The following is a 23,668-nucleotide window of genomic DNA, read 5'->3' as shown; positions in this document are numbered from 1 at the left end:
TCGACCGTCGCGGGTAGGTCACACACGTTCCGGTAGTAGTGGCATCGAGACAGCGGCGTGTCCCCAAACGCTATGTGGCCCATCAAGACCTCTGCTCGTATCGGAGGGGCATCAAGGTGCGCCCGGCCCCCGACAACCCCCTGATCGGTACCCGAGGACGGAAGCGAACCACATTGAGGGACATGTGGTTCCGCGCTTCCAACCGGGCGCACATCCAGGAGACACCCAAGACCGTGGAACTGGAATCCTCAATCGCACGAATCCGATTGATAGATGCCGTACTTTCAGTGCGTACGCCGCCACACGGAAGCTGCCCGTTGGCGGCTTCCAAAATCCGGGTCACTCGATAGTGAGGCTAACGACATGAGCGTTACCGGTAGTACCCTCGCCCGCCGGGCTCTGGGCCGTGAACTGCGCCGATTGCGGATTGCCAAGCGCATTTCCCAAGCCGAAGCGGCGAGGCTGGCCGAGACATCGCCGCAGTCGATTGGCCGTATCGAGGAGGGCCAGTCCACAAGGGTGACCAGCTTTCAAGTGAACGCCTTGTGTGATGCCTACGGCGCCAGCGATACCGAACGGCGCATCCTGCTTGGGTTGGTCTCGGAAGTCCGAGCAGCGCGGGAGCGGGGCGGGGGCTATTGGCGGGCGTACGCGGACGCCGAGCTTCCGACCGGGTTCGACCACTATCTAGCCCTCGAAGAAGCAGCGCATCGGTTGACCGCGTGGAAAGTCACCATCATCCCCGGTCTGCTCCAGACCGCCGAGTACCGCCGTGCGCTGGCTTGGTCGGAAATACCAGAGCTGTCGCCCGAAGCCATCGAAGGCCGGATCGAACTGGCGGCCCGCAGGCAAACCCGACTCGCAGACCCGGAATTCACAGTCGATGTCCTGCTGTCCGAAGCAGCGGTGCGCGACCAGGTAGGCGGTCCGGGGGTGATGACGGATCAGTTGCTCCACCTCTCGGCAGCGTCGGAACTGCCGAATGTTTCGGTTCGGGTAGTGCCCTTCACCGCGCCCAAGCATCTCGGGTCACTGGTCGGGTCGTTCATCCTTCTCGAATTTCCCGAGCTGCCGCAGACCAAGTTGACCGAGCCGCCCATTGTGTACGTGGAGGAGTACGCCGGGGACCTGTACCTGGAGCGCGAAGCCGAAGTGGCTCGCTATCGCAGCGCGTTGCGGGAGATAGACCGGGTAGCGTTGGACCACGACAAGTCCAAGGATCTCATCCTGGCGGTAGCAAAGGAGTATGGCGCGTGAACGTCGACCTGTCGGGGGCCAAGTGGTTCAAGTCCAGCCGAAGCTCTTCCGGCAAGGAATGTGTTGAGGTTGCGTTTCTCGACAGGGGCATGGTGGGCGTGCGTGACTCGAAGAATCCGACCGGCCCGGCGCTGATCTTCACGCCGGCCGAGTGGGATGCATTCACCGCTGGCGTTGTCGATCGCGAATTCGAGCGTCCGTAGGCGGAAACGCAGAGCCCCGCTCTGAGTGGGCGGGGCGGATTCGGGAACCGCGCGCTCGGGCCTATCCCTCACTCGCACTTGACGATCGGAACAGGGTCGTACTTCACCGTGCGGGTCTTGCGGGATACTTCGCGGCCGGTTTTGCGGTCGGTGATGACGCGGGTGTCGGAGATCGTGAAGCCGGGGGCGCCCTCGGTGGCGATGCAGTCCTTGCCCTTGGGCAAGGTGACGGTGGTCGGTTCGGTCGGTTTGGTCTTCTCGCCCGTGATGGATTCGACGTCGACCGTCTTCGTCCCCCACAGGCGGACGGTGATCTCGGCGTCGGTCGCGGCGGTTTCGATGTAGATGCCGGTCTGGGTGTTGTTGCGGAATTTCAGGTCGATCACGCCGTCGAAGACGGTGGCCTCCCGGGCGGCGGGGTAGCGGGAGATGTAGTAGCTGTGCTCGGTATGGCCCGCGTCCTCGAGCCCCGCGAAGTACGCCGCGTTGTAGAGCGTGGTGGCGAACTGGCTGATGCCGCCGCCGACCGCGGTGCTCGGACGCCCGTGGTCGATGATGCCGGATTCGACATATCCCTCCGCGATGCCGCGCGGGCCGGTGAAATCGTTGAGCGAGAACGTTTCTCCCGGCTTCACGATCGCACCGTTGACCTTTCTGGCCACGGTGCGGATGTTGACGCCGGAGGGTCCGCTGAAACCGCCGGTGGTGAACGAGCCGACGGGTTCGACCACGCCGAGCCCCTGCGCGGCCTCGGTGGTCAGCTTGGGCTCGACCCGTTCGTAGACCACCTGCGCGGTCCGCTCGCCCGGCGCGGTCAGCAGCGCGGTGAACTGTTCGAAGGTCTTGGGCCAGTTGATCTTGTCACCGACCACGGCGGGGACGACCGACGCCTTGCCGCCCGACACCGCGAACGTCGCGTCCTTCGGCTCGACTTCCGTGGGGGCCAGTTGCGGCCCGAGCAGAGCGATCGCGGCGTCCTGATTCACCGACGCCGCGAGACCGCCTTGCCCGTCCGGCCCGAACGCCAGGACCGACGCGATCTGCTCCGGATCGAGCCTGCCCGCGGCACCCTTGCCCGCGAAGGAGATCGGCGCGCGCACCGCGGGCTGGGCGATCTCGCGCAGAGCCTTGTCCACGGCCTCCGGGCGCACCTGCAAGGGCGCGGGGACCACGGGAAGATCCACCGTCGTGCCGGTGACCCACCGCTCGGCCAGTTCCGTGCGCGCGGCGGCCACGTCGAGCACCCGGCCCGGAACCGGCGGCACCGCAACGGGTTCGGCGTTGCGGAAGGTGACGGTGCCATCGACCGATGGCCGGTCGTGCACCCGCAGCTCGGTGAGCTGGCGATCCAGTGCGGGCTCATCGATCGCGCTGACGACCGACACCTCACGGGTGGTGAAGAAGGACGCGAGCCGGGTGAACGGATTGAGCGGCTGGGAGCCGATCCGCGACCAGGTGGCGTCCCAGTCCACGGACAGTCCGGCGGCGCTCGGCACGATGCGGGTCTGCACGTCGCCGATGCGCAGCGGTAGCTCCCGGGCCGCCCGTGGGTCCAGCTCGGCGCGCAGTCGGGCATCGGCGGCGGATTTGTCCTTGCCGCCGACGTCGACGCCCGCGACGACGGTGCCACGCGCCACCTCGCCGGAGGACATCACCAAGTCGACCACGTAGCCGAGACCGGCGACCGCGAGCACGGCGCCGACCGCGATGCCCACCCGGCGCACGACGGCACTGTCCAAGCGCTTCGGTGGCGGGGCCGAGATCGGCCGACGCGCGGGACGACCACGGGGTGCGGGCGGCACGGGCCGGCGCGGGGTAGTTTGCAGGGGCTGGGTGAGCTGTTCGTCGCCGTTCCAGGCGACCGACCGGTCCGCTACCTGGGGGCGGTCCGCCCCGAGAAGCTGGCGCAATCCGACTTCGCCACCAGCCTGTCGGCCGCGTCCTCCGGTGCTCGGCTGGCTCGTCACGAACCGTCCTCCCCGTTCGATTGAATTGTGGACCCGCACCACTGCGCGTCCCTGCCAACGATAGTGGTGCGCACCGACAGGGGTCGGCACAGCTCGGGCATAACGCACATCCCACGCGAAGAACCGGGTACACCACAAAAGAGCCCCGCGCAGTTGCCGGGTCGGGGGTCAGGCAACTACGCGGAGCCGACCTGTTTATCGGGCTGTCGCGGGCCGCGTTACACCCGCGAGCCGAACCGTGATCGATCCCACGCGGGAGAATCGAGACGACCCCCGCCGCGAGACTCGGCAGACACGAGGGAGATGGATGGCATGCAGCTGGGAATGATCGGCCTCGGCCGGATGGGCGCGAACATCGTGCGCCGCGTCGTCGAGGACGGACACACCGCCGTGGGATACGAACGTCGTTCCGCGCACATCGATGAACTGCGCGCCGAGCTCGGGGACGGCTTCCGGGGCAGTACCGATCTCACCGAGTTCGTCGGCATGCTTGAGACCCCCCGCGTGGTGTGGGTGATGATCCCCGCCGGGGCGACGGGGGCGGTGATCGAGCAGGTCGCCGAGCTGCTCGAACCGGGAGACATCGTCATCGACGGCGGCAACAGCCGCTACCACGAGGACCTCGCGCGCGCCGAGCGCTTGCGGCCCAAGGGCATCCACTACGTGGACATCGGCACCTCGGGCGGGGTGTTCGGCCGGACCCGCGGCTTCTGCCTGATGATCGGCGGCGAGTCCGAACCGGTGAAGCACCTGGATCCGCTGCTGAAATCCATCGCGCCCGGCCTCGGGGCGGCGGAGCGCACACCGGGACGCACCGGCGAGCCGTCCACAGCCGAGCTGGGTTATCTGCACTGCGGGCCCGTCGGCGCGGGGCACTTCGTGAAGATGGTGCACAACGGCATCGAGTACGGGGCGATGGCCGCCTACGCCGAAGGGCTGAACATTCTGCGACGGGCCAACTACGGGGCCGAGCACACGGGCGAGTTCTCGGCGGAGGAGACGCCGCTGGAGCACCCCGAGTACTACCAGTACGACCTGGACATTCCCGAGATCACCGAGGTGTGGCGGCGGGGATCGGTGGTCGCGTCCTGGCTGCTGGATCTCACGGCGGCCGCGCTGCACGCCGACCCGAACCTGGATTCCTACAGCGGGCGGGTGTCCGACTCCGGCGAGGGCCGCTGGACGATCGATGCCGCCATCGACACCGGCGTGCCCGTGCCCGTGCTGGCTTCCGCCTTGTTCGAGCGATTCTCCTCGCGGGGCGAATCGGCGTACGCCGACAAAGTGCTCTCGGCGATGCGCAAAGCCTTCGGCGGGCACATCGAGCTGCCCGGCAAATGACGCGAAGGTGGTCCGACCGGAAAACCGATCGGACCACCCTTCGACTACGTCAGCGCTCGAGGATGGCGACGACGCCCTGACCGCCCGCGGCGCAGATGGAGATCAGCGCGCGACCGGAACCCTTCTCGGCCAGCAGCTTCGCGGTGGAGGCGACGATGCGGCCGCCGGTGGCGGCGAACGGGTGACCGGCGGCCAGCGACGAGCCGTTGACGTTCAGCTTGCTGCGATCGATCGAACCGAGCGCGCCGTCGAGGCCGAGGCGCTCCTTGCAGTAGGCGTCGGACTCCCACGCGGCCAGGGTGGCCAGCACCACCGAGGCGAACGCCTCGTGGATCTCGTAATAGTCGAAGTCCTGCAAGGTCAGGCCGTTGCGCGCGAGCAGGCGCGGCACCGCGTAGGTGGGGGCCATCAGCAGGCCGTCGGGGCCGTGGATGTAGTCGACCGCCGCGACCTCGCTGTCCACCAGGTGCGCCAGCACCGGCAGCTTGCGCTCGGCGGCCCACTCCTCGCTGGACAGCAGCACCGCGGAGGCGCCGTCGGTCAGCGGGGTGGAGTTGCCCGCGGTCATGGTCGCGTCGCCCGCCTTGACCCCGAAGACCGGCTTCAGCGTCGCCAGCTTCTCGATCGAGGAGTTCGGCCGCAGGTTGTCATCGCGGGTCAGACCGAGGAACGGCGTGATCAGGTCGTCGAAGAAGCCGCGGTCGTAGGCGGCCGCCATGTTCTTGTGCGACAGATAGGCCAGCTCGTCCTGCGCCTCGCGCGGGATGCCGAACTCCTTGGCGGTGATGGCGGCGTGCTCGCCCATGGACAAGCCGGTGCGCGGCTCGGCGTTGCGCGGGATCTCGATGCCGAGCATGCTCGGGCGCAACTGGCCGACCAGCTTGAGGCGGTCCTTGCCGGTCTTGGCGCGGTTGGCGTCGAGCATCCACTCGCGCATGCCCTCGCTCACGCCGATCGGGGCGTCCGAGGTGGTGTCGGTGCCGCCGCCGACGCCCGCTTCGATCCGGCCCGCGGCGATCGCGTCGCCGACGGTGACGATCGCCTGGAGGCCGGTGCCGCAGGCCAGCTGCAGGTCGTGGGCCGGGGTGTAGGGGCTGAGCTTGCTGCCGAGCACACTCTCCCGGATCAGGCCGTGCTCGCCGACCCGCTTGAGCACGGCGCCGCCTGCGACCATGCCCAGGCGCTCGCCCTGCAGGCCGAAACGGCTGACCAGCCCGTCCAGCGCGGCGGTGAACATGTCCTGGTTGGAGGCGTGCGCGTACGCCTTGTCGGAGCGAGCGAACGGAATCCGGTTGCCACCGACGATCGCGACCGGGCGGGTGGTCCTGCCGGTCTTGGCGGCACTCTTGGCCGAACGGGCTTTGCTAGTCACTCGAGTCTCCAAGGTTCGTGGATGGGTGTCCCGGCGGCCCGGTGGAGCGCGGACATTCCGCGCTGCTCGGCGCCCCGTCGCGGTTGTTTACATTAAACTTACTCTGGAGTAAGTTTAATGTCGACACGTACCCCCGCAAAAGTGCGCCAGCAGACCACGCAGGGGCGATACCCAGACCCGAGAGACAGAACTCAGAAAAGGTAGGAATAGTGGCAGCCAGCAAGAGCAAGGGTGCTCCCAACCTCTATGGATCGTTCGTACACTCCGCGCCTGGCGCGTTCCTGGCCGGCAAGCTCGGCCTGCCGAAGCCGGAGAAGCTGCGCCGCTACGTCAAGGGCGAGCCGCCGCTGTCCGGGCCGGTGCTGCTCGGCGGCAAGGGCCGGGTCGCCGAGCCGGTGCGCGCCCTGCTGTCGGACTACACCTTCGCCGACGCGCTGACCTCCGGCACCAAGTACGGCGCCCTGGTGTTCGACGCCACCGGCATCGGCACCATCGAGGACCTCTCGCAGCTGTTCGAGTTCTTCCAGCCCGCCATGCGCAGCCTCACCCCGTCCGGGCGCGTCGTGGTCATCGGCACCACCCCCGAGCTGACCGCGAGCGTGGACGAGCAGATCGCGCAGCGCGCGCTGGAGGGCTTCACCCGTTCGGTGGGCAAGGAACTGCTGCGCGGCTCGACCGCCCAGCTGGTCTACCTGCACCCCGAGGCGTCCGCCGCGGCGACCGGCCTGGAGTCGACCCTGCGCTTCCTGCTCTCGGCCAAGTCGGCGTTCGTCGACGGCCAGGTCATCCGGGTCGGCAAGGACGACGCGAGCGCACCGGCCGACTGGGACCGCCCGCTGGAGGGCAAGGTCGCGGTGGTGACCGGCGCGGCGCGCGGCATCGGCGCGACCATCGCCGAGGTGTTCGCCCGCGACGGGGCCCAGGTGATCGTGGCCGACATCCCCGCGGCGGGCGAGGCGCTGTCGCAGACCGCGAACAAGGTGGGCGGCACCGCGCTCGCGCTCGACGTGACCGCGCCCGACGCGGCGGAGAAGCTGGCCGAGTTCGCCACCGAGCGTTTCGGCGGCATCGATATCGTCGTGCACAACGCGGGCATCACCCGCGACAAGCTGCTGGCGAACATGGACGAGGGCCGCTGGAACGCGGTCATCGACGTCAACCTCGCCGCGCCGCACCGGATCACCGAGGGCCTGGTGGCCAGGGGCGCGCTGAAGGAGGGCGGTCGCGTGATCGACGTGTCCTCGATCGCGGGCATCGCGGGCAACCGCGGGCAGACCAACTACGGCGCGTCCAAGGCAGGCGTCATCGGCATGGTGAACGCCGAGGCGCCGAAGCTGGCGGAGAAGAACATCACCATCAACGCCGTCGCGCCCGGTTTCATCGAGACCGCGATGACCGCGGCCATCCCGCTGGCCACCCGCGAAGCGGGCCGGTTGATGAGCTCGCTGCTGCAGGGCGGCCAGACCGTCGACGTCGCCGAGACCATCGCCTACTTCGCGAGCCCGGCGTCGAACGCGGTCACCGGCAATGTCGTGCGGGTCTGCGGGCAGAGCCTGATCGGAGCATGATGACCCAGGCTCCGGCAGGCAAGGAGAAGACCCAGGTGATCGCCCTCACCGAACCGCCGAAGAACAGCCGCCTGTTCGTCAAGGCCGCGCTCGGGGCGGTGCCGCTGCTGTCGTCGCGCAAGCCGACGCTGCCGGACCGGGCCGTGCAGCTCGAGGGGCTGCGGGTCGACCCCGATCATCTGGCCGCCTACTGCCGCGCGACCGGTCTGCGGTTCGGTGACGCGTTGCCGCTGACCTATCCGTTCATCCTCACCTTCCCGCTGGCCATGCAGCTGGTGGTGGCGCGGGACTTCCCGTTCGTCGCGGTGGGCGCGGTGCACGCGCAGAACGTCATCGAGCGCACCCGCGAGATCTCGGTGAGCGAGCCGCTGGACATCCGCACGCACATCGAGAACCTGCGCGAGCACCCGAAGGGCCTGCTCGTGGACGCGATCAGCGACGTGAAGGTGGGCCGGGAGCAGGTGTGGCACCAGGTCACCACGTTCCTGCACCAGCAGCGCACCTCGCTGTCGGGCGAGCCGAAGCAGGAGCCGAAGCCGGAGGAGATTCCACCGCCGCCGCTGCGCACCCTGCGGGTGGATCAGAAGACGATCACCCGGTACGCGGCCGCTTCCGGTGACCACAACCCGATCCACACTTCGGCATTGGGCGCCAAGGCGTTCGGCTTCCCGCGGTCGATCGCACACGGCATGTGGTCGGCGGCGACCATTCTCGGCGCGGTCGAGGGCCGCATCCCGGAGCAGACCACGTACTCGGTCAAGTTCGGCAAGCCGATTCTGCTGCCCTCCACCGTCAACCTGTATGCCGATCAGGTCGAAGGCGGTTGGGATCTGGCGCTGCGTCACCCGAAGAAGGGCTACCCGCATCTGACGGCGACCCTGCGCTGAGTTCTCCGCGAGCCGCATCCCGATTTCACGAATCGGGATGCGGCTTCGTGCTTTCCGGAGTAGGTCGAGCCGCCGCGCGACGCTCGGGGTGATCGCTCAGCAGTCGCAACCGCAGTCGCAGCAATTGCAATCACCGCAATCGCAGCATCCGCCGCAGTCGCCGCAATCACCGCAGTCGCAATTCTTGATCCACGCGTCCTTGCGCTCGCCCGTGCACGGTTGCGTGTGGTCGGCGCAGCACGCGTAACCGGTGCAGTAGGCGCCCAGAATGAGCGCGAGCGATTCACCGATACCAGGGCGACGGGTCGGCGGACGGTGGCGCGTTCCGCGCGAGTGGGCACCGACATCGGCTCGCGACGATCCCTCGATGCGGGGCGGCACCGAGCAGGTGTGGGCGGCGAACGCGCCGAGCCCGCCGCCGATCCGCCGCAGCACCGCGCTCAGTGGGTCGAGCAGCATCCAGCGGACGGTGGGCACCCGGCCGAGTTCGGCCGCCGCGACCGCCGCGCGCAGACGTGAGTTCGATTGCCGCATCAGGTCGTATGCTTCCGGCACGCCGGTGCCGGTGGCCGCGAGCGGGTTGAAGCGGTCGTTGGCGGCGTCGTCGTCGTAGTCGGTCACGGCGTCGGCCAGATGCGCGATCCGGCCGAAGTGCCACCCCGCTTCCCGCAGCGCGTCGACATTGTCCGGGCGGTCGGCCAGCACGGCTGTGTGCGCGAAGAACGCCGACGCGCACAGCTGGGTGGGTGCGGTCAGCCGGTCGATCGGGTCGGCCGACGACATCGCCGAACGCCAATGCGCGGACTCGGCAAGCGATTCCGGCACGAACCCGGGCCCGCCCACGGCGACCAGCTCTTTCGCCTGCTGCTCCAAGCGGACCTGCGCGTCGAGCGCCGCGACGAGCGGTTCGACGTCCAGCCCGATCCGCGCGGCGCCCGCGCGGGCCTCCCGGTGCCAGCGCGCCGCGGCTTTCGCCAGCGGCCCCCGCGCGAGCGCGGTCACCTCACCGTCGTCGACGTGATCGCGAATCTTGGCCGCCGCCAGCAAAAGCGAGGCGGTGGTGGCGAGCTGAACGCCGGGCGCGCCGGCGGTGACCACCGACGCCCGGCGCATCCCCCGCAGCGGGCACGGCGCCGCGGTGACGCGTGCCGCCGATCCGGACTGCGCCTCGGTGAGCATGCTCAGCACCAGCGCGTCCTTGTTGGTCGTGGCGCGGGCGAGCTGACCGTGCCCGTCGCGCAAGCCGAGACACAAACCGCACAGATGCGCCCGCCACTCGGCCGCATCGATTCCGTACTTCTGAGCGCCGTGCGCACACGGCCTGAGCAACCCGAACACTTCCGCCCCGTTTCTTTCCGGCTCTTCCGGCGAGCCGGTCCGCGCTGTGCGAACTCACGCACTTTGGCAGGAGGGCGGCGCGGAAGCAACCGGTCCGGGCAATGGGCGGGCTACTCGGTCTTCTTCCGGCCCGCCAGACCGCGCCAGGCCAGATCGTCGAGCAGGTCGACGGCCTCGGCGACCTCGATCCTGCCGCTGGCCAGCCGGTCGGCGATGGCCTCGCCCGCGCCGATCACGGCGACCGCGACCACGTCGAAGTTCGTCCCGGGCTCGGCGTGCTTGGCGCTGGACTCCAGCAGTTTGGCGGTCAGTTCGATGACGCGTTCGCGCGCGTTCTCGATCTCCGAGGCGAACGCCTGCTGGCCGATGGCCTGCCGGTAGAGCACCTGCCAGGAGCGCCGGTTGCGGTCGACGAAGCCGAGGAAGCCCTCCAGCGCGGTGCGCACCTGCTCGTGCGGCGTGAGCAGCGGGTTGCCCGCTGGCGCGACGGATTCGATGAATCGCATGCCCTCCCGCTGGATGCAGGCGCGGAAGAGTTCGTCCTTGGAGCCGTAGTACAGATACAGCATCGGCTTCGAGATCTTCGCCTCGGCGGCGATCGCGTCCATCGACGTGTCGTGGAAGCCTTTACGCGAGAAGACCTCCACGGCGGCGTCGAGCATCTGCTGCTCGCGCACCGCCCGCGGAAGCCGCTTCGTACCGCCCGCCATCCACACTCCTACCACAGGTGAATCTCATATATTACTCCAAGGTAAGTTCCGGCGGTCCGATTTGCTCACCAGTCGCCCGGCCCGACCGTACGGTGCGCGTCAGCAGCGCGGCAGCGCGCCCTTGTACGCGGCCAACCGCAACACCGAGGCATCCACCTGAGCCATCGGCAGTCGCCCGCTCGATACCGCCTGCTCCAGCCGGTCGAGCACCTGCGACACCGCGTCGGTGGTGATCCACAAGGCGCTGTCCGCGCCGGCGACCAACGCGGCTTCGACGGCGTCCTCGATCGACATCCGGCTGGTGATCGCCGCCATGCCACCGAGATCGTCGGTGAAGATCGGTCCCTGGAACGGCGCGGCCCCGTAACCGGTGCCCTCGCGCAGCAAACGCATCGCTTCCGGGCTGATGCTGGCCGGGACGTTGGGAGTGGTCAATCCGGGCACGTCGAGGTGACCGACCATCACCGCGGCGCCCGAGCCGATCAGGTTGCGGAACGGCACCAGATCCACGTTCTGCATCTGGTCCAGCGGCGGGGTGCGCACCGCGCCGGTGTGCGAGTCGCCCGACCCGGATCCGTGACCGGGGAAGTGCTTCATCACCGTGCCGACGCCGACCTCGCGCATGGCGCGGATGTAGGCGTCCGCGTAGCGGGTGACCACCTCCGGATCGTCGGAGAAGGAGCGGTCGCCGATGACGGAATCGTCCGGCTGAGAGCTGACGTCGACGTCGGGAGCGAAGTCCACCGTCACGCCGAGATCCTTCAGCGCGCGGCCTCTGGTCAGCGTCGCGTCGTAGAACTGCTCCGGGCTCATGGTCTGCGCCGTCTCCCGCGCCGACGGCGCGGCGCCGATCAGGTCGCGCACCCGGGAGACCCGGCCGCCCTCCTCATCGATGGTCACCATCAGCGGCACCTTGGCCGCCTGCTTCACCTGCGCGATCTGACCGGAGGCGAGCAGCGCCTGGTCGGTCCAGCCGCCCACGAAGATGCCGCCGATCTGCTCGTTGCGCACCACGTCGGTGGCGTCGGCCGCGCCGGTGACGCCGACCGTCAGCAACTGGGCGAGCTTCTGGCGGGTGGTGAACTGCGCGAGGTATCCCGCGTTGCAGTCCGGCGGCGCCGAGCTGGTGACGGGGACCGCGGCGGTGGTCGCGTCCGTCGTGGTGGTCGTACTCGACGAGGCCGACTCGGTGGAGCCGCCGTTCGAGCAGGCGGTGGCGACGGCGGCGAGAACGGCGAGGACGAGCAGAGGCGTCTTCCGCATAGAGGTCAACCGTACTCGCCGCGACGTGCGCGACCGCACTCGCTACATCCCTACCCAGCGGGTAACTCCCGCACCGGTATCGAATCGTTGTCTCGTCACCGGGCCGATGGGTCACGGTCTTGTCCACATCGCGTCTCGTCCGCCGCTGCTTCCGCGCGCCTGGCAGGTGTCACCCGGATCGAGCCGGAGGCCGTGCGCACGACGCCGCATACTCTCCGGCCGTTGTTCCTGGATGCGGCATCCTCTCGCCGTGGCGGTCACCGCAGCGTCGGCGCGCGCGAATCCAGCCTCGACGGGTTGACGTTTGCGCAGGTCATGCCGAGAAACAAGCCGGTTCACGCGGCCGTGGGCGGGGTAATCTCGTGGTGTCGCCGTGCGTCCTTCTCAGGAGGTCATCGTGCCCTGCGATCTGATGCTCATCGCCTACGACGGCTCCGAGAACGCCAAGCGCGCCGTCGAATACGCCGGACGATTCCTCAGCGCCGACCGGGCCGTCGTGCTCACCGCGTGGGAACCCATGGTGCGCCAAGCCGCTCGCCTGTCCGGGCTGTCGGGTGTCATGCAACCGGAGTGGGTGCCGGACGACGAGATCGAGGACATCGCCTACGTCGACGCGCGCGCCATCAACGCCGAGGGCGTGCGACTGGCGCGACTGGCCGGCCTCAACGCCGAGGCGCGCACCGCCGAATGCGGCACCACCATCTGGAACGCCATCGTCGACTGTGCCGACGAGCTGGACGTCGACATCATCGTGGCGGGCACCCGCGGCGCCACCGGCTTGCGCGCGCTGCTGCACAGCAGCGTCGCCGACGCCGTCCTCAAGCACTGCCACCGGCCCGTGCTGCTCGTCCCACCCGGCAAGAACCCGTGACCGCGCTCACATGAGATCTCGATCGCTACGCCATGGTGGGACTCGGGCGACGGGGCTGGGCGTACCAGCGTCTCCGCTCCGGCCATGCCCGGCTGAGGACGGACTTCGTCCGATCGCACCCATTATGTTGGGTGCATGGATGGGTTCCTGCTTGCCCGGGCCGACGGGGTTGTTCGGGGTCATGGGAGCCGCGTCCGCTTCGACGACGCGCGACGAGCGCGGGCGGCGCTGCTGGACGGCAGTGCGCCGCTCGTGGTCGGCGCGCTGCCGTTCGATCCACGGGAACCCGCCGCGCTCAGCGTGCCGGAGCACGCGGTGCACACCGCTGGTCCATGGCGGCCCGCCGCGCTGCCCGACCTGCCGCCGGTGCGCGTGGTGACCGAGATCCCGAGCCCGGCCGAGCATGTGGCACGGGTGACCGAACTGGTGGAGCAGCTCAACGATCCGGCCCAACCGCTGCGCAAGGTGGTCGCGGCGCGTTCGGTGCTGGCCGAGGCGGGCTCCGCGCTCGAGCCGGAAGTCGTCGCGGGGCACCTGCTGACCCGGCATCCGCACGCGAACGTCTTCGCGGTCGATCTCACATCGGCCGGACGCCACGGCGCGACGCTGGTCGGCGCGACGCCGGAAGTGCTGATCGCCCGGCAGGGCGACACGGTGACGCTGCGCCCGCTGGCAGGCACCGCGCCGCGGCGAGCCGATCCGGAAGCCGACGCGGCGCAAGCGGCGCAGCTGCTGGCCAGCACGAAGAACCGGGACGAGCACGCCTTCGTGATCGACTGGATCCGGGAGCGACTCGGCCCGGTCTGCGCCGAGCTGTCGATTCCGGAGAGCCCCGAACTGATCAGCACCCACGAGGTGTGGCATCTGGCGACGCCGATCACGGGGCGTCTGCGCGACGCGGCGACCACCGCGCTCGACCTGGCGTTGTCGCTGCACCCCACACCCGCCGTCTGCGGCACCCCCACCGATCTGGCGCTGGAGGCCATCACGCGCGTCGAGGACGATCGCGGTTTCTACGGAGGGGCCGTCGGCTGGTGCGACGCCGACGGCGACGGCGTCTGGGTGGTCGCGATCCGCTGCGCGGAACTCTCGGCCGACGGCCGCACCCTGCGGGCGTACGCGGGCGGCGGCATCGTCGCGGCCTCCGACCCGCAGGCGGAACTCGACGAGACAACCGCGAAGCTGCGCACCCTGCTCGGCGCGCTGCACTGCGCGCTCCCCGCGCACTGACGCGGCCGTTTCCCGGAGGCCCACCGAGCGCTCGCGGAGCCGTCCTACGGAGATTCGACGGCCTGAACGCATACAAATACCGGACGTCCTGCTAGGTTGGCCGGGAACGTGCCTGCATCGACGTATTGGAGTACCGCGATGAAGTTTGCTGTCCCGGGTGTTGCGAGTGCCGTCGCGGGCGCCGTGCTGGGCGTGCTCAGCGTCTTCCTCATCACCATGGCGGTCCAGCAGAACTCGCGGCCGGAGATCGACCGCAGCGGCGACAAGGACTCCTCGCTGCTGAACAACGTTGAGTACGGCAGCCGCTGACCCGCTGACCTCCGCTTCACCCGCCGACTCGCTCGGATCGTCCGGGGCGCCGGGGCAGCACAGCACCGCGCCGCTGGGCAGACGCTGGTTCGCCGCGACCGTCGTCGTGGCGTTCCTGCTGACCTTCCTGCAGGCGCCCGGCCTCACGGTCGCCGACACCAAATACGACCTGGCGCAGAATCCGCTCGGCTTCCTCGAACGCGCGAGCCATCTGTGGAGCAGCCAGGCGCCGATGGGCCAGGTGCAGAACCAGGCCTACGGCTACTTCTTCCCGCACGGCGCGTTCTTCTCGCTCGGTCATCTGCTGGGCGTGCCCGCTTGGGTGACGCAGCGGATCTGGTGGGCGCTGCTGCTGCTCGCCGGGTTCTGGGGGATCGTCCGCCTGTGCGAGGCGCTCGGCATCGGCACGCGCGGGTCGCGCGTCGTCGCCGCGCTCGCCTTCGCGCTGTCGCCGCGGGTCCTGACCACCGTCGGGTCCATCTCCTCCGAGACCCTGCCGATGATGCTGGCGCCGTGGGTGCTGCTCGCCCCCGCCGCACTGGGTGTCGCGCGGAACCGGCGGCGGGGCGGGGCCGCGTCGCCGGCGGGCAGCGCGCTGGCACTCGCGCTGATGGGCTCGGTCAACGCGGTCGCCACGGTGGCCGCCTTCCTGCCCGCCCTGCTGTGGTGGGCGGCTGCCGCGCCTGCGCTCGGCCGCGGACGAGCGTCCGGCAGCGCCCGACGCTGGTGGCGCTTCACCGCCGCCTGGATCCCGCTGCTGGTGCTGGCGACGTTCTGGTGGGCGGTGCCGTTGCTGCTGCTGGGCAAGGTGAGTCCGCCGTTCTTGGACTACATCGAGTCCTCCGGCGTGACCACGCAGTGGGCTTCGCTCGGCGAGGTGCTGCGCGGCACCGACAGCTGGACGCCGTTCGTCTCGCCGGAACGCATCGCGGGCGCGGTGCTGGTCACCCAGCCCGCCGCGGTGCTGGCCACCGGGCTGGTCGCGGCGGCGGGCATGGCGGGGCTGGCCCTGCGGTCCATGCCGTACCGGGGCAGGCTGGTGCTGATCCTGTGCGTCGGGCTGGTCGGCATCTGCGCCGGGTTCGTCGGTGAACTGAGCGGACCGTTCGCCGAGTCGGTGCGCGTCTTCCTGGACTCCGGCGGCGCCCCGCTGCGCAACGTGCACAAGCTGGAGCCGCTGATCCGCATCCCGCTCGTGCTGGGGCTGGCGCAGCTGCTCGCCCGGGTTCCGCTGCCCGCCTCGGTACCGCGCAACGTGTGGCGCGGCGCGTTCGCCCACCCGGAGCGCGACCGCTCGGTCGCGGTCGCGGCGCTGATCCTCACCGCGCTCGCCCTGTCCACTTCGCTGGCCTGGACCGGCAAACTCGCGCCGCGCGGCGCCTACGACCGCGTGCCCGAGTACTGGCAGCAGACCGCGGACTGGCTCGAGCGCAACGCCGCCGATACCCGCGCGCTGGTGGTGCCCGGCGCGCCCTTCGGCAGCCAGGTCTGGGGACTCACCCGCGACGAACCGCTGCAGGCGCTGGCCGGCACGCCGTGGGCGATCCGCGACGCGGTGCCGCTCAACCCGCCCGGCACCATCCGCGCGATGGATTCGGTGCAGCGGCTCATCGCCGACGGCAGACCGTCGCAGGGACTGGCCGCGACGCTGAGCGCCCAGGGCATCGGCGTCGTCGTCCTGCGCAACGACCTCGACCCGGAGACCTCCCGCTCGACCCGGCCGATGCTGGCCCATCAGGCGCTGGACGAGTCGCCCGGCCTGCGCAAGGTGGCCGAGTTCGGCAACCCCATCGAGTCGCTGGTGCTCGCCGACGACTTGGTGGCCGACGGCGACCTGCGCCCGCCGTATCCGGCGGTCGAGATATACCGGGTGGACACGCCGGGGCGCGGAACGCCCGCCGACGTACGGGGCGGCACCGGCGCGCCGCAGGCGTTCCCCGGCGCGTACACCGTTCCGCTCGCGAACGTCCCGGTCGTCCAGGGTGGACCCGAAGTGCTCGAGCGGATGCGCCGCGACCCCGGTCTCGCCGGGACACCCGCCCTGCTCGCCGCGGACGCGACCAGGGCCGGGCTGCCGATGGGCCCGGTGACCGTCACGGATACGCCGATGGATCGCGAGACCGATTTCGGCCGGGTGGACAACCACAACTCCGCGTTGCGCGCCCCCGACGACGCGCGCCGCACCTACAATCTGGTCCCCGACTATCCGGTGCCCGGCGCCGAACTGGTGCGCGGCGAGTGGTCGGGCGCGACCGTCACCGCGTCGAGTTCGGCCGCGGACGCCACCCAGCTCGGCGGCGCGGCGCCGGGAAGTTCCACCGCGGCCGTCGTCGACGGCGATCCGTCCACCGCGTGGATCAGCAACGGCACCGAGTACGCCCTCGGCCAATGGCTGCGGCTCGATCTGGATCGCCCGATCAAGGCCGGACAGCTGAAGCTGACCACCAGTCCGGCCGCCATCGGCGACCCGATCAAATGGATCGAGGTGCGCACCGCGAACGGCACCGTCTCGGTGCGGGTGGCCGAACCCGGTGCCCCGGTCTCGGTCTCGCTCCCCGCGGGGCGCACCGAGTGGCTGACGATCACCGCGATCCGCACCGAGAACGGCTCCTCCGGAGGGCAATTCGGCATCAGCGAACTCACGCTGGACGACTACTCGACCCGCGACGCGCCCGTCCGGGTGGACATCCGGCATCGCACCGTGGTGCCGCCCGCGTCCGCGGGCGCATCGGTGCGGGGATGGGATCTCGGTCAGGAATTCCCCGGCCGCGGCGCCTGTTTCGATGCCCCCGACCGGGTGCGCTGCAGTAAGGGCCTGGCCTTGGCTCCGGAGGAACCCGGCACGTTCCAGCGCACGCTGACCGTCCCGGAACCGATGTCGGTGGCTCCGGAGCTGACCGTGCGCACCAGGCAGGGCCCGGCGCTGGAGGCGCTGCTCACCGACCACGCCCGTCCGGTGGCCAGGGGCAAGGCCGACGTCGGCGATTTGCGCGGCGCCGCGTTCGCCGCGACCGACGGCGATCCGCGCACGAGCTGGACCGCACCGGAGGACTCGGTCCGCGAACCGACCGCAGGCAGGCCGACGCTCACCCTCGAGCTGCCCGAACCCACGCTGGTGACCGGCCTGGAACTCACCCCGTCGCTCGGCGGCCTGCCCGCTGCGCCCACCTCGGTGACGGTGAATCTCGGTGACGGTCCGCAGGTGCGCGAGCTGGACGACGACGGTCCCGGCACACCGGCGCGAATCTCCCTGCACCCCACCGTGACCGATCGCATCGAGCTGAGTATGCGGACCTGGCGGCCGGTGCTGGACAAGACCGCGCTCGGCTTCGTGCAGACCCAGCCCCCCGGACTGGCGGAGGTGACGGTGCTCGGACCGGACTACCCGGCGGCCGCCGCACTGGACCGTGAGGTCACCGTCCCGTGCGCATTGGGACCGACGATCGACGCGGGCGGGCGGACGCTGCGCACCACCGTCACCGCCACCGTCGGCGAATTGCGTTCCGGCGCGCCGGTTCCCGCCCGGGTGTGCACGGACGAGACCGGCACATCGAACGAACTTCCGCTGCCGCCGGGCCGTGCCGACGTGGCGGTGGGCCCCACCGACCTGTTCTTCGTCGATCGGCTGCGCTTGCACCCGGCCGACGCCCAGACCCCCGCCGCACCGGCGACGAACGCGGGTGACCGCCTGCTCGTGCTGCCGCTGAGCACCAATGTCGGATGGCGCGCGACCAGCGCGGACGGTCGCGCACTCACGCCCGTGGTGGTCGACGGCTGGCAGCAAGGCTGGCTGCTTCCCGCCGATGCCACCGGGCCGGTGACGATCGCCTTCCCGGTCGACCGGTGGTATCGCCTCGCCATCTTCGGCGGGTTGTTGCTGCTCCTGCCGCTCGTGATCCTGGCTGTTCCCCGTCGCGCTCGATCCACCGCAGACTCGAATATGGCTGCGGAACAAGATGATTCGAGTGCCGATTCGTCCGGCTCCACGACCCGTCGCCGGCTGGGCGCGGTAGGGCTCACCGGCGCGGCCACCGTGATCGCCGGTCCGGTGGGCGCTGCCGTCACGGTGATCGCCTTGGCGGCAACGCGTTTCACGCGGTACGTCACCCCCCGTGTGCTCGTCGTCGTGGCGGGGGCAGGCACGATGCTGTCCGCCGCCGCGCTGTCCACCGGCCCTTGGCGCTCACCCGATGGATATATGGGTGGCTCCGTGCTGGTGCAACTGCCCGCGCTGCTCGCGATCATCGCGGTCGGCGTCGCGGCGCTGCCCCGGCCGAAAGACGCCGACCGACCCGGCGCGCCGGAGCCGGACGACGCCGATCCGCCGACCGGCGAGCACTGAACGGCCCCTGCCGCGCGTGCCCGGCGAAGCGCCGCTGCACAAGACCCATTCGCCGTGCGCCGCAATGGCACCCGTTGCTAACGTGACCACGCGTGAGCACCTGTGCCGAATGCGGTTTCGTCTACGACTTGGCTTCGGCGGCCGACGTGCCGTCGCTGGCGCGGGAACACGCCGTGGAATACGCCGACCTGCTCGGCGCCGACAGCGTCAAGTTACGCGAGCGCGGCAAGCCCGATGTGTGGTCGCCGCTGGAGTACGCCTGCCATGTCCGGGACGTGCTGCTGGCCCAGCGCGAACGCGTGCTGGCCGCGCGCCGTTCGGACAACCCGCCCGCGGCGGCGATGGGCCGGGACGAACGAGTCGAGCACGACGGCTATGCCCAGCAGAACCCCGCCGATGTGGCCCGCCAGATCCGGGACGCCGCCCTGTTGTTCGCCAACGTGCTGGAGCGACTCGGCGACGACGACTGGGAACGCACCCTCGGCTTCCCCTACCCCGAACCCGCGGTTCGTTCCCTGCGCTGGCTGGCCGTGCATACTCTGCACGAGCTGCGCCACCACCTGCTCGACATGCACCGGCAGCTCGACGGCTGAGCTCGCGCGCCGCCGATCAGGGCGCCGGTTCGGGGTCCGGCGTCCGCCGCACTCGGTCCCTGCGGCGGGCCCAGCGCCGCACCGGCTCCTCCACCAGCGCGTAGCTGGCCGCCGCGACCGGAAGGGTGATGGCGACGGTGAGCACCAGAACGTAACCGAAGTCGCCCTGGAACGGCAGGATGCCGAACACCGGGAACACGATCGACAGCACCGCGAGGTGCCAGATGAAGATGCCGTAGGACCAGCGCCCGAGCGTCGCGGCCACCGGCGACTCCAGCCAGCGGTGCCCGCGCGCCGCCGGATCGCGCAGCACCAGCGGCGCGAGCAGCGCGAACCCGATGATCGCGCCGAGACCCATCTTCACCGCGTACTGCCACGGTTCGGCGCGGGTCAGACCGGCGGGACCGGCCAGATCGGTCGCCGCGAGCAGGAAGGCCGCCGCCGCGACGGTCCACATCAGCGGCTGATTCGCTCCGACTTTCCACCAGCGTGATAGCCGGACGCTATGTTCGGCGAGCTCCGCGAGCAGCATGCCGGCGGCGAACCAGGGCAGATAGCCGGGCAGCCAATTGTCCGCGTGGATCGCGTCGGGCGTCGGCACCGGGATGAAGTTCCAGCCGAGGCTCAGCAGGGCGACTGCGACCAGCACCGGCACCCGCCACCGCGCCGCGCGGCCGCGCAGGCGCACCAGGGTGAACGCCAGCAACGGCAGCACGAGATAAAACGCCACCTCCACCGACAGGCTCCACATCTGCGTGAGGCCGTCGGTGAGCGTCAGCGGCACGAACACCTGCAACAGCGCCAGGTTCGACACCCATACCCGCAGGCCCGCCGTCCCGGCGGCACTCGGCAGCAGCACCAGGACCGCACACACCACCAGCCAGTACGCGGGCAGGATGCGAGCGGCACGATGTCGCAGGTAGTAGCCGACGGGCGGGGCGCTGTCGAGTCCGCGCGCCGCCGCCGCGTGCGGGCGCCAGAGCAGGAAGCCCGACAGCGCGAAGAACACCGCCACCGCCATGTCGAACCGGCCCCACACCCGCCCGATGACGGGCGTGCCTGCGGCGCCGGTCTGGAAGGCGACATGGGTCAGCAGCACGCCGAGCGCGGCCATGCCGCGCATGCCTTCCAAGGCCGGCACGAACGCGCGGGGGCGCACCCGTTCGGTCGCGGGCGCGGCGGTGGGCATCGTTGCGGTCATCGGGCTCCAGTCTGCCTCGGCGGATCCACAGTTGATAACCCGGCGTTTCAGATTTCGCGTTAGACTCGGGCGATTTCTGGGCCGTTTCCGGCCTCGACGCCGCATGGTACGACATCGGACTGTTAGTGTCGGGGCTCACGAGTGCCGCGGCGTGCCCGCAGTACTCGCCGGAGCGACCCGTGTTCTACGACGAGGAGAGTTTGCATGGCACTGAGTGCCGGTACCAGAAGGACGGTGGCCTGCCTGCTCGTGGGTCTCGGCGCGTTGCTGATCGTCGCCGCCATCATGATCCCGACCTACACCGTCGACAAGCTGGCGAAAACTCCCCTCGACCTGGAGATCACCACCATCGCGACGAACCAGCAGGGTGAGGACAGCCTGGTGCTCGACTCCAAGTCGCTGACCGCTCCGGAGGGCTCGGCGAAGGTCGACACCAACGTCCCGCTGGTCTCGCAGCGCTTCCTCACCGTCGAGGACCCGGCCGACGCCCACCAGATGACGGTGCAGGCGGGCCAGACGCTGCGGCGCATCGACAAGCAGGGCGACACCGGCCTGCTCACCGCGACCGTCGACCGGGTGACCATCGACCGGGTGACCGGCGAGCCCGTCGGCACCGAGCCCAACGGCTCGATCGCGGTGACCGCGAACCTGGAGGGCCAGAGCATCGCGGAGCCGGTGCAGCACACCGGCCTGCAGTACCGGTTCCCGATCGGCACCGAGAAGAAGACCTACCCGTACTTCGACCTCAACGTGCGCAAGACCTTCGACGCGAACTTCATCGAAGAGACCGAGATCAACAACACGAAGGTCTACCACTTCCAGATGTCGGTGCCCGCCACCAACCTCTACGACGTGGTGCCCGCGCCGACCAACCGGCTCAGCCTGCCCGCAGCCAAGTGGGGCGTCGAGGGCGGCGAAGCGCCCGTGACGATGACCCGCTTCTACACCAACACCCGTGACCTGTGGGTGGAGCCGCAGACCGGCACGGTCGTCAAGGGCGGCGAGGCGCTGCACCTCTACTACTCGCGCACCGCGGACAAGCCGGAGGTCACCGCGCTGAAGTCGCACCTGGTCTTCGACGAGAACACGATCGAGTCGCAGCTGGCGGTGGCCAAGGAGAACATCGACAAGCTGTCGCTGTACGGCCGGATCCTGCCCATCATCCTGGGTGTCCTCGGCGTGATCGCGCTGATCGTCGGTGTGGTTCTCGGTATCCGCGGCGGCTCGGCTCCGACGCCCGCGCGGACGGGCGGCGCTCCGTTCCAGCGTCCGGGCGGCTCGGCTCCGGCCGGTCCCGCTCCGCACGTCAACCGCGGCGCCGATGACGCGCCGACCGAACAGATTCGGATCGACAAGAAGCCTTGATCGGCTGAACATCCCTGAATTCGGCTCCCCCGCCTTCCGGCTGGGGAGCCGAATTCGTTTCCGGCCCTATGCTCGGTCGCCGGCCGCCAACTCGGTCATCGTGCGTTCCAAGTCGTCGCACATCAGGGAGATCTCGTGACGCGGCGGCCCATCGGTGGGATGAACGCCCAGTTCACTCGGCCCGGTCGCGGACAACAGCCAGCCGTCGCCCCGTCGAGGTTCGGCAGGCGCAGGACATCGCGGAAGAACGCGCGGGCGGCGTCGGGATCCTCCGCGTAGACCAGGGTGTGCACCGCGGTGATCATGCGACGATCGTAAGCGCCGCTCAGCCCACCGGGCGCAGCGGCTCCGGGCGCGCCGTGTTGTCGGCCGCGCGCAGGACCATGACGGCGACCACGACGGTGGTGGTGGCCGCGACCGACACCGCCGTGGTGATCAGCGCGGGAATCGTGCGGGCCAGCGACAGCATCAAGGTGACCTCGACGGCCAGACCCAGCCAGGTGACCAGTGCCAGAGAGGTGCGGTCGACGGCGATCGCCGACAGCACCGCGCCTTGCAGCACCGACAGCATCGCGCCGTGCAGCGCGAAGATCCACAGCAGGCCCTGGATCGGGGCGTAGTCCTCGCCCGCCAGCAGCGGGGCGAGCGGCGCGGCCAGCGCGGCCCCGAGCACGGCGACGAGGCCGATGCCGCTGAGCACCGCCAGCGCCGCCCGGATCGCGCTCGCGGAGTGCGTCGGCTGGGCCATCCGCGGATAGAGCACGATACCGACCGCCTGCGGCAGCCAGAAGGCGATCTTCGTGGCGATGGTGCCGAGCGCGTAACGGCTGGCGTCCGCGTCGTCGAGCACGATCCGGACCACGATCAGGTCCGCCGACGAGAGCGCCATCATCGCCGCCTGCACCTGGGCGGCCCGCAGGACCGGCAGCACACCCGGGGCGACGACGCGCGGTTCGGTTCCGGCGTCGGGCACGGACGCACCGGCGACGATCCTGGCCAGCAGCGCCGCCGTCGCGATGCCGCAGGCCGCCGCCCACAGCGCGAGCGTCGCGCCGCCGCCCAGCGCCAGGATCACCAGCGCGGGGGCGACCCGGGCAACCCCCGCGGCGCCGAGCACAGCTCCCAACGCCCGAAACCGCTTGCCGCCCTGCAGCACGCCCTGCTCACCGGACAGCAGCACCAGCGCGGGCGCCGCGCCGAGCGCCGCCGCGGTGGCGGCCACCCCGGCGTGCAGTGTGACGGCGACCAGCGGCACCAGCACCGCGGCCGCCACGGCGACGATCACCGCGCAGCGCCACTGCAGCCCGCGCAGCGCGGCCGTTCCCGCGCCGCGCACGAGTTCCCTGGCCACCACGTTCTGCAACGCCAGCGCGGGCACCGCGCACAGCAGCTGGACGGCGAGCAGGCTCGCGAACTCGCTGTACCCGGTGACCCCCAGCCACCGCCCCGCCAGCAGTTGCAGCAGATACCCGGCGACGTTCGCGGTCATCGCACCCGCCGTCACCCACGTCAGATCCGCCACCACGGGAAACCGACGGACAGCAGACACGCCGCCCATCGTCCCACCCGCGCGTGCCGCCACCCTGCGCGCCCCGCCGGTGCACGAGCGGTGATGCGCCGACTCGAAGTCTCCGGCCCGATGACGCCGTCGGGACACCTACTCGAGCGGGCCCGCGCCGACCAGGATGACATCGCCCACCCTGCACCCGGTCGGGGCTTCCTCGACCCCCGCGAGCATGTCCTCGAGGACCGGCTTCGGCGACAACGAGAACCACGAAGAATTCGGGGGACGGGTTCCGATGGATCGCCGTGGCGCTGTCCGGTTCGGTGCGGTAACCGAGCCGGGCGGCG

Annotated in this window: 18 protein-coding genes and 1 pseudogene; 11 read left to right on the top strand and 8 right to left on the bottom strand. The window is 70.2% G+C overall.

Annotation, left to right across the window (positions count from 1 at the left end; all coding sequences use genetic code 11):
• The first annotated feature begins 363 nt into the window (after window positions 1-363).
• Window positions 364-1,257, top strand: a complete 894-nt coding sequence (locus tag ACWDMM_RS17330; RefSeq protein WP_195080912.1) for a helix-turn-helix domain-containing protein — start codon at window positions 364-366, stop codon at window positions 1,255-1,257.
• Window positions 1,254-1,460 carry a DUF397 domain-containing protein gene (locus ACWDMM_RS17325; RefSeq protein WP_195080913.1) on the top strand — a complete coding sequence of 69 codons (207 nt, stop codon included), beginning with the start codon at window positions 1,254-1,256 and terminating at the stop codon, window positions 1,458-1,460. The genes ACWDMM_RS17330 and ACWDMM_RS17325 overlap by 4 nt, the downstream gene beginning before the upstream one ends.
• Before the next feature lie 68 nt (window positions 1,461-1,528).
• On the opposite strand, the gene ACWDMM_RS17320 is transcribed toward ACWDMM_RS17325, so the two are convergent.
• Window positions 1,529-3,184: a VanW family protein gene (locus ACWDMM_RS17320; protein WP_323124613.1), complete on the bottom strand. Its 1,656-nt coding sequence runs from the start codon at window positions 3,182-3,184 to the stop codon at window positions 1,529-1,531.
• A 555-nt stretch (window positions 3,185-3,739) separates the two neighbouring features.
• Between ACWDMM_RS17320 and gnd the strand changes: the two genes are divergently transcribed.
• The gene (gene gnd / locus ACWDMM_RS17315) at window positions 3,740-4,768 is read left to right on the top strand and encodes a phosphogluconate dehydrogenase (NAD(+)-dependent, decarboxylating) (protein ID WP_195080915.1); all 1,029 of its coding nucleotides are present in this window, start codon (window positions 3,740-3,742) and stop codon (window positions 4,766-4,768) included.
• Between the two features lie 49 nt (window positions 4,769-4,817).
• On the opposite strand, the gene ACWDMM_RS17310 is transcribed toward gnd, so the two are convergent.
• The gene (locus tag ACWDMM_RS17310; RefSeq protein ID WP_195080916.1) at window positions 4,818-6,140 is read right to left on the bottom strand and encodes an acetyl-CoA C-acetyltransferase; all 1,323 of its coding nucleotides are present in this window, start codon (window positions 6,138-6,140) and stop codon (window positions 4,818-4,820) included.
• 209 nt (window positions 6,141-6,349) lie between these two features.
• Between ACWDMM_RS17310 and ACWDMM_RS17305 the strand changes: the two genes are divergently transcribed.
• The gene (locus tag ACWDMM_RS17305) at window positions 6,350-7,708 is read left to right on the top strand and encodes a 3-oxoacyl-ACP reductase (RefSeq protein ID WP_195080917.1); all 1,359 of its coding nucleotides are present in this window, start codon (window positions 6,350-6,352) and stop codon (window positions 7,706-7,708) included.
• Complete coding sequence (locus tag ACWDMM_RS17300; RefSeq protein WP_449938319.1) at window positions 7,708-8,595, top strand: MaoC family dehydratase; 888 nt, start codon at window positions 7,708-7,710, stop codon at window positions 8,593-8,595. Before ACWDMM_RS17305 ends, ACWDMM_RS17300 begins: the two co-directional genes overlap by 1 nt.
• Window positions 8,596-8,691: 96 nt before the next feature.
• Here the strand turns inward: ACWDMM_RS17300 and ACWDMM_RS17295 are convergent, their stop codons facing one another.
• The 3 genes from ACWDMM_RS17295 to ACWDMM_RS17285 all read right to left on the bottom strand — a co-directional run bounded on the left by ACWDMM_RS17295 (window position 8,692) and on the right by ACWDMM_RS17285 (window position 11,906).
• Window positions 8,692-9,933 (bottom strand): DUF5685 family protein, encoded by a 1,242-nt coding sequence (locus ACWDMM_RS17295; protein WP_357109623.1) that lies wholly within the window; start codon window positions 9,931-9,933, stop codon window positions 8,692-8,694.
• Between the two features lie 110 nt (window positions 9,934-10,043).
• The gene (locus ACWDMM_RS17290; RefSeq protein ID WP_039802917.1) at window positions 10,044-10,643 is read right to left on the bottom strand and encodes a TetR/AcrR family transcriptional regulator; all 600 of its coding nucleotides are present in this window, start codon (window positions 10,641-10,643) and stop codon (window positions 10,044-10,046) included.
• A gap of 99 nt (window positions 10,644-10,742) precedes the next feature.
• On the bottom strand, window positions 10,743-11,906 hold the full coding sequence (locus tag ACWDMM_RS17285) for a glycoside hydrolase family 3 N-terminal domain-containing protein (protein WP_195080920.1): 1,164 nt from the start codon (window positions 11,904-11,906) through the stop codon (window positions 10,743-10,745).
• A 397-nt stretch (window positions 11,907-12,303) separates the two neighbouring features.
• On the opposite strand from ACWDMM_RS17285, the gene ACWDMM_RS17280 reads away from it, so the two are divergent.
• The 5 genes from ACWDMM_RS17280 (at window position 12,304) to ACWDMM_RS17260 (ending at window position 19,251) form a co-directional block, all read left to right on the top strand.
• A complete protein-coding gene (locus ACWDMM_RS17280) occupies window positions 12,304-12,777 on the top strand; it encodes a universal stress protein (RefSeq protein WP_084485711.1) in 474 nt (157 codons plus the stop codon).
• A gap of 135 nt (window positions 12,778-12,912) precedes the next feature.
• Window positions 12,913-14,007, top strand: a complete 1,095-nt coding sequence (locus ACWDMM_RS17275) for an isochorismate synthase (protein ID WP_195080921.1) — start codon at window positions 12,913-12,915, stop codon at window positions 14,005-14,007.
• Between the two features lie 138 nt (window positions 14,008-14,145).
• A complete protein-coding gene (locus ACWDMM_RS17270; protein WP_083880942.1) occupies window positions 14,146-14,316 on the top strand; it encodes a DUF2613 domain-containing protein in 171 nt (56 codons plus the stop codon).
• A complete protein-coding gene (locus ACWDMM_RS17265) occupies window positions 14,297-18,658 on the top strand; it encodes an alpha-(1->3)-arabinofuranosyltransferase (RefSeq protein WP_449938313.1) in 4,362 nt (1,453 codons plus the stop codon). The genes ACWDMM_RS17270 and ACWDMM_RS17265 overlap by 20 nt, the downstream gene beginning before the upstream one ends.
• 92 nt (window positions 18,659-18,750) lie before the next feature.
• A complete protein-coding gene (locus tag ACWDMM_RS17260; protein ID WP_195080923.1) occupies window positions 18,751-19,251 on the top strand; it encodes a DinB family protein in 501 nt (166 codons plus the stop codon).
• A gap of 16 nt (window positions 19,252-19,267) precedes the next feature.
• Here ACWDMM_RS17260 and ACWDMM_RS17255 read toward each other — a convergent pair whose 3' ends face one another.
• Window positions 19,268-20,452 (bottom strand): acyltransferase family protein, encoded by a 1,185-nt coding sequence (locus ACWDMM_RS17255; protein WP_195080924.1) that lies wholly within the window; start codon window positions 20,450-20,452, stop codon window positions 19,268-19,270.
• Window positions 20,453-20,656: 204 nt separating this feature from the next.
• On the opposite strand from ACWDMM_RS17255, the gene ACWDMM_RS17250 reads away from it, so the two are divergent.
• Window positions 20,657-21,817, top strand: coding sequence for a DUF3068 domain-containing protein (locus ACWDMM_RS17250; RefSeq protein ID WP_195080925.1), 1,161 nt, complete (start codon window positions 20,657-20,659; stop codon window positions 21,815-21,817).
• 81 nt (window positions 21,818-21,898) lie between these two features.
• Here the strand turns inward: ACWDMM_RS17250 and ACWDMM_RS17245 are convergent.
• Together ACWDMM_RS17245 and ACWDMM_RS17240 are read right to left on the bottom strand one after the other, a co-directional pair.
• Window positions 21,899-22,122: pseudogene (locus tag ACWDMM_RS17245) on the bottom strand (VOC family protein); the annotation flags it as partial.
• Between the two features lie 20 nt (window positions 22,123-22,142).
• Window positions 22,143-23,375: a polysaccharide biosynthesis protein gene (locus ACWDMM_RS17240; protein ID WP_449938309.1), complete on the bottom strand. Its 1,233-nt coding sequence runs from the start codon at window positions 23,373-23,375 to the stop codon at window positions 22,143-22,145.
• Between the last annotated feature and the right edge of the window lie 293 nt (window positions 23,376-23,668).

This window comes from Nocardia sp. NPDC003726, from assembly GCF_053586955.1.
The sequence above is the reverse complement of the archived record's forward strand: the minus strand, read 5'-3'. Positions and strand labels throughout refer to the sequence as shown.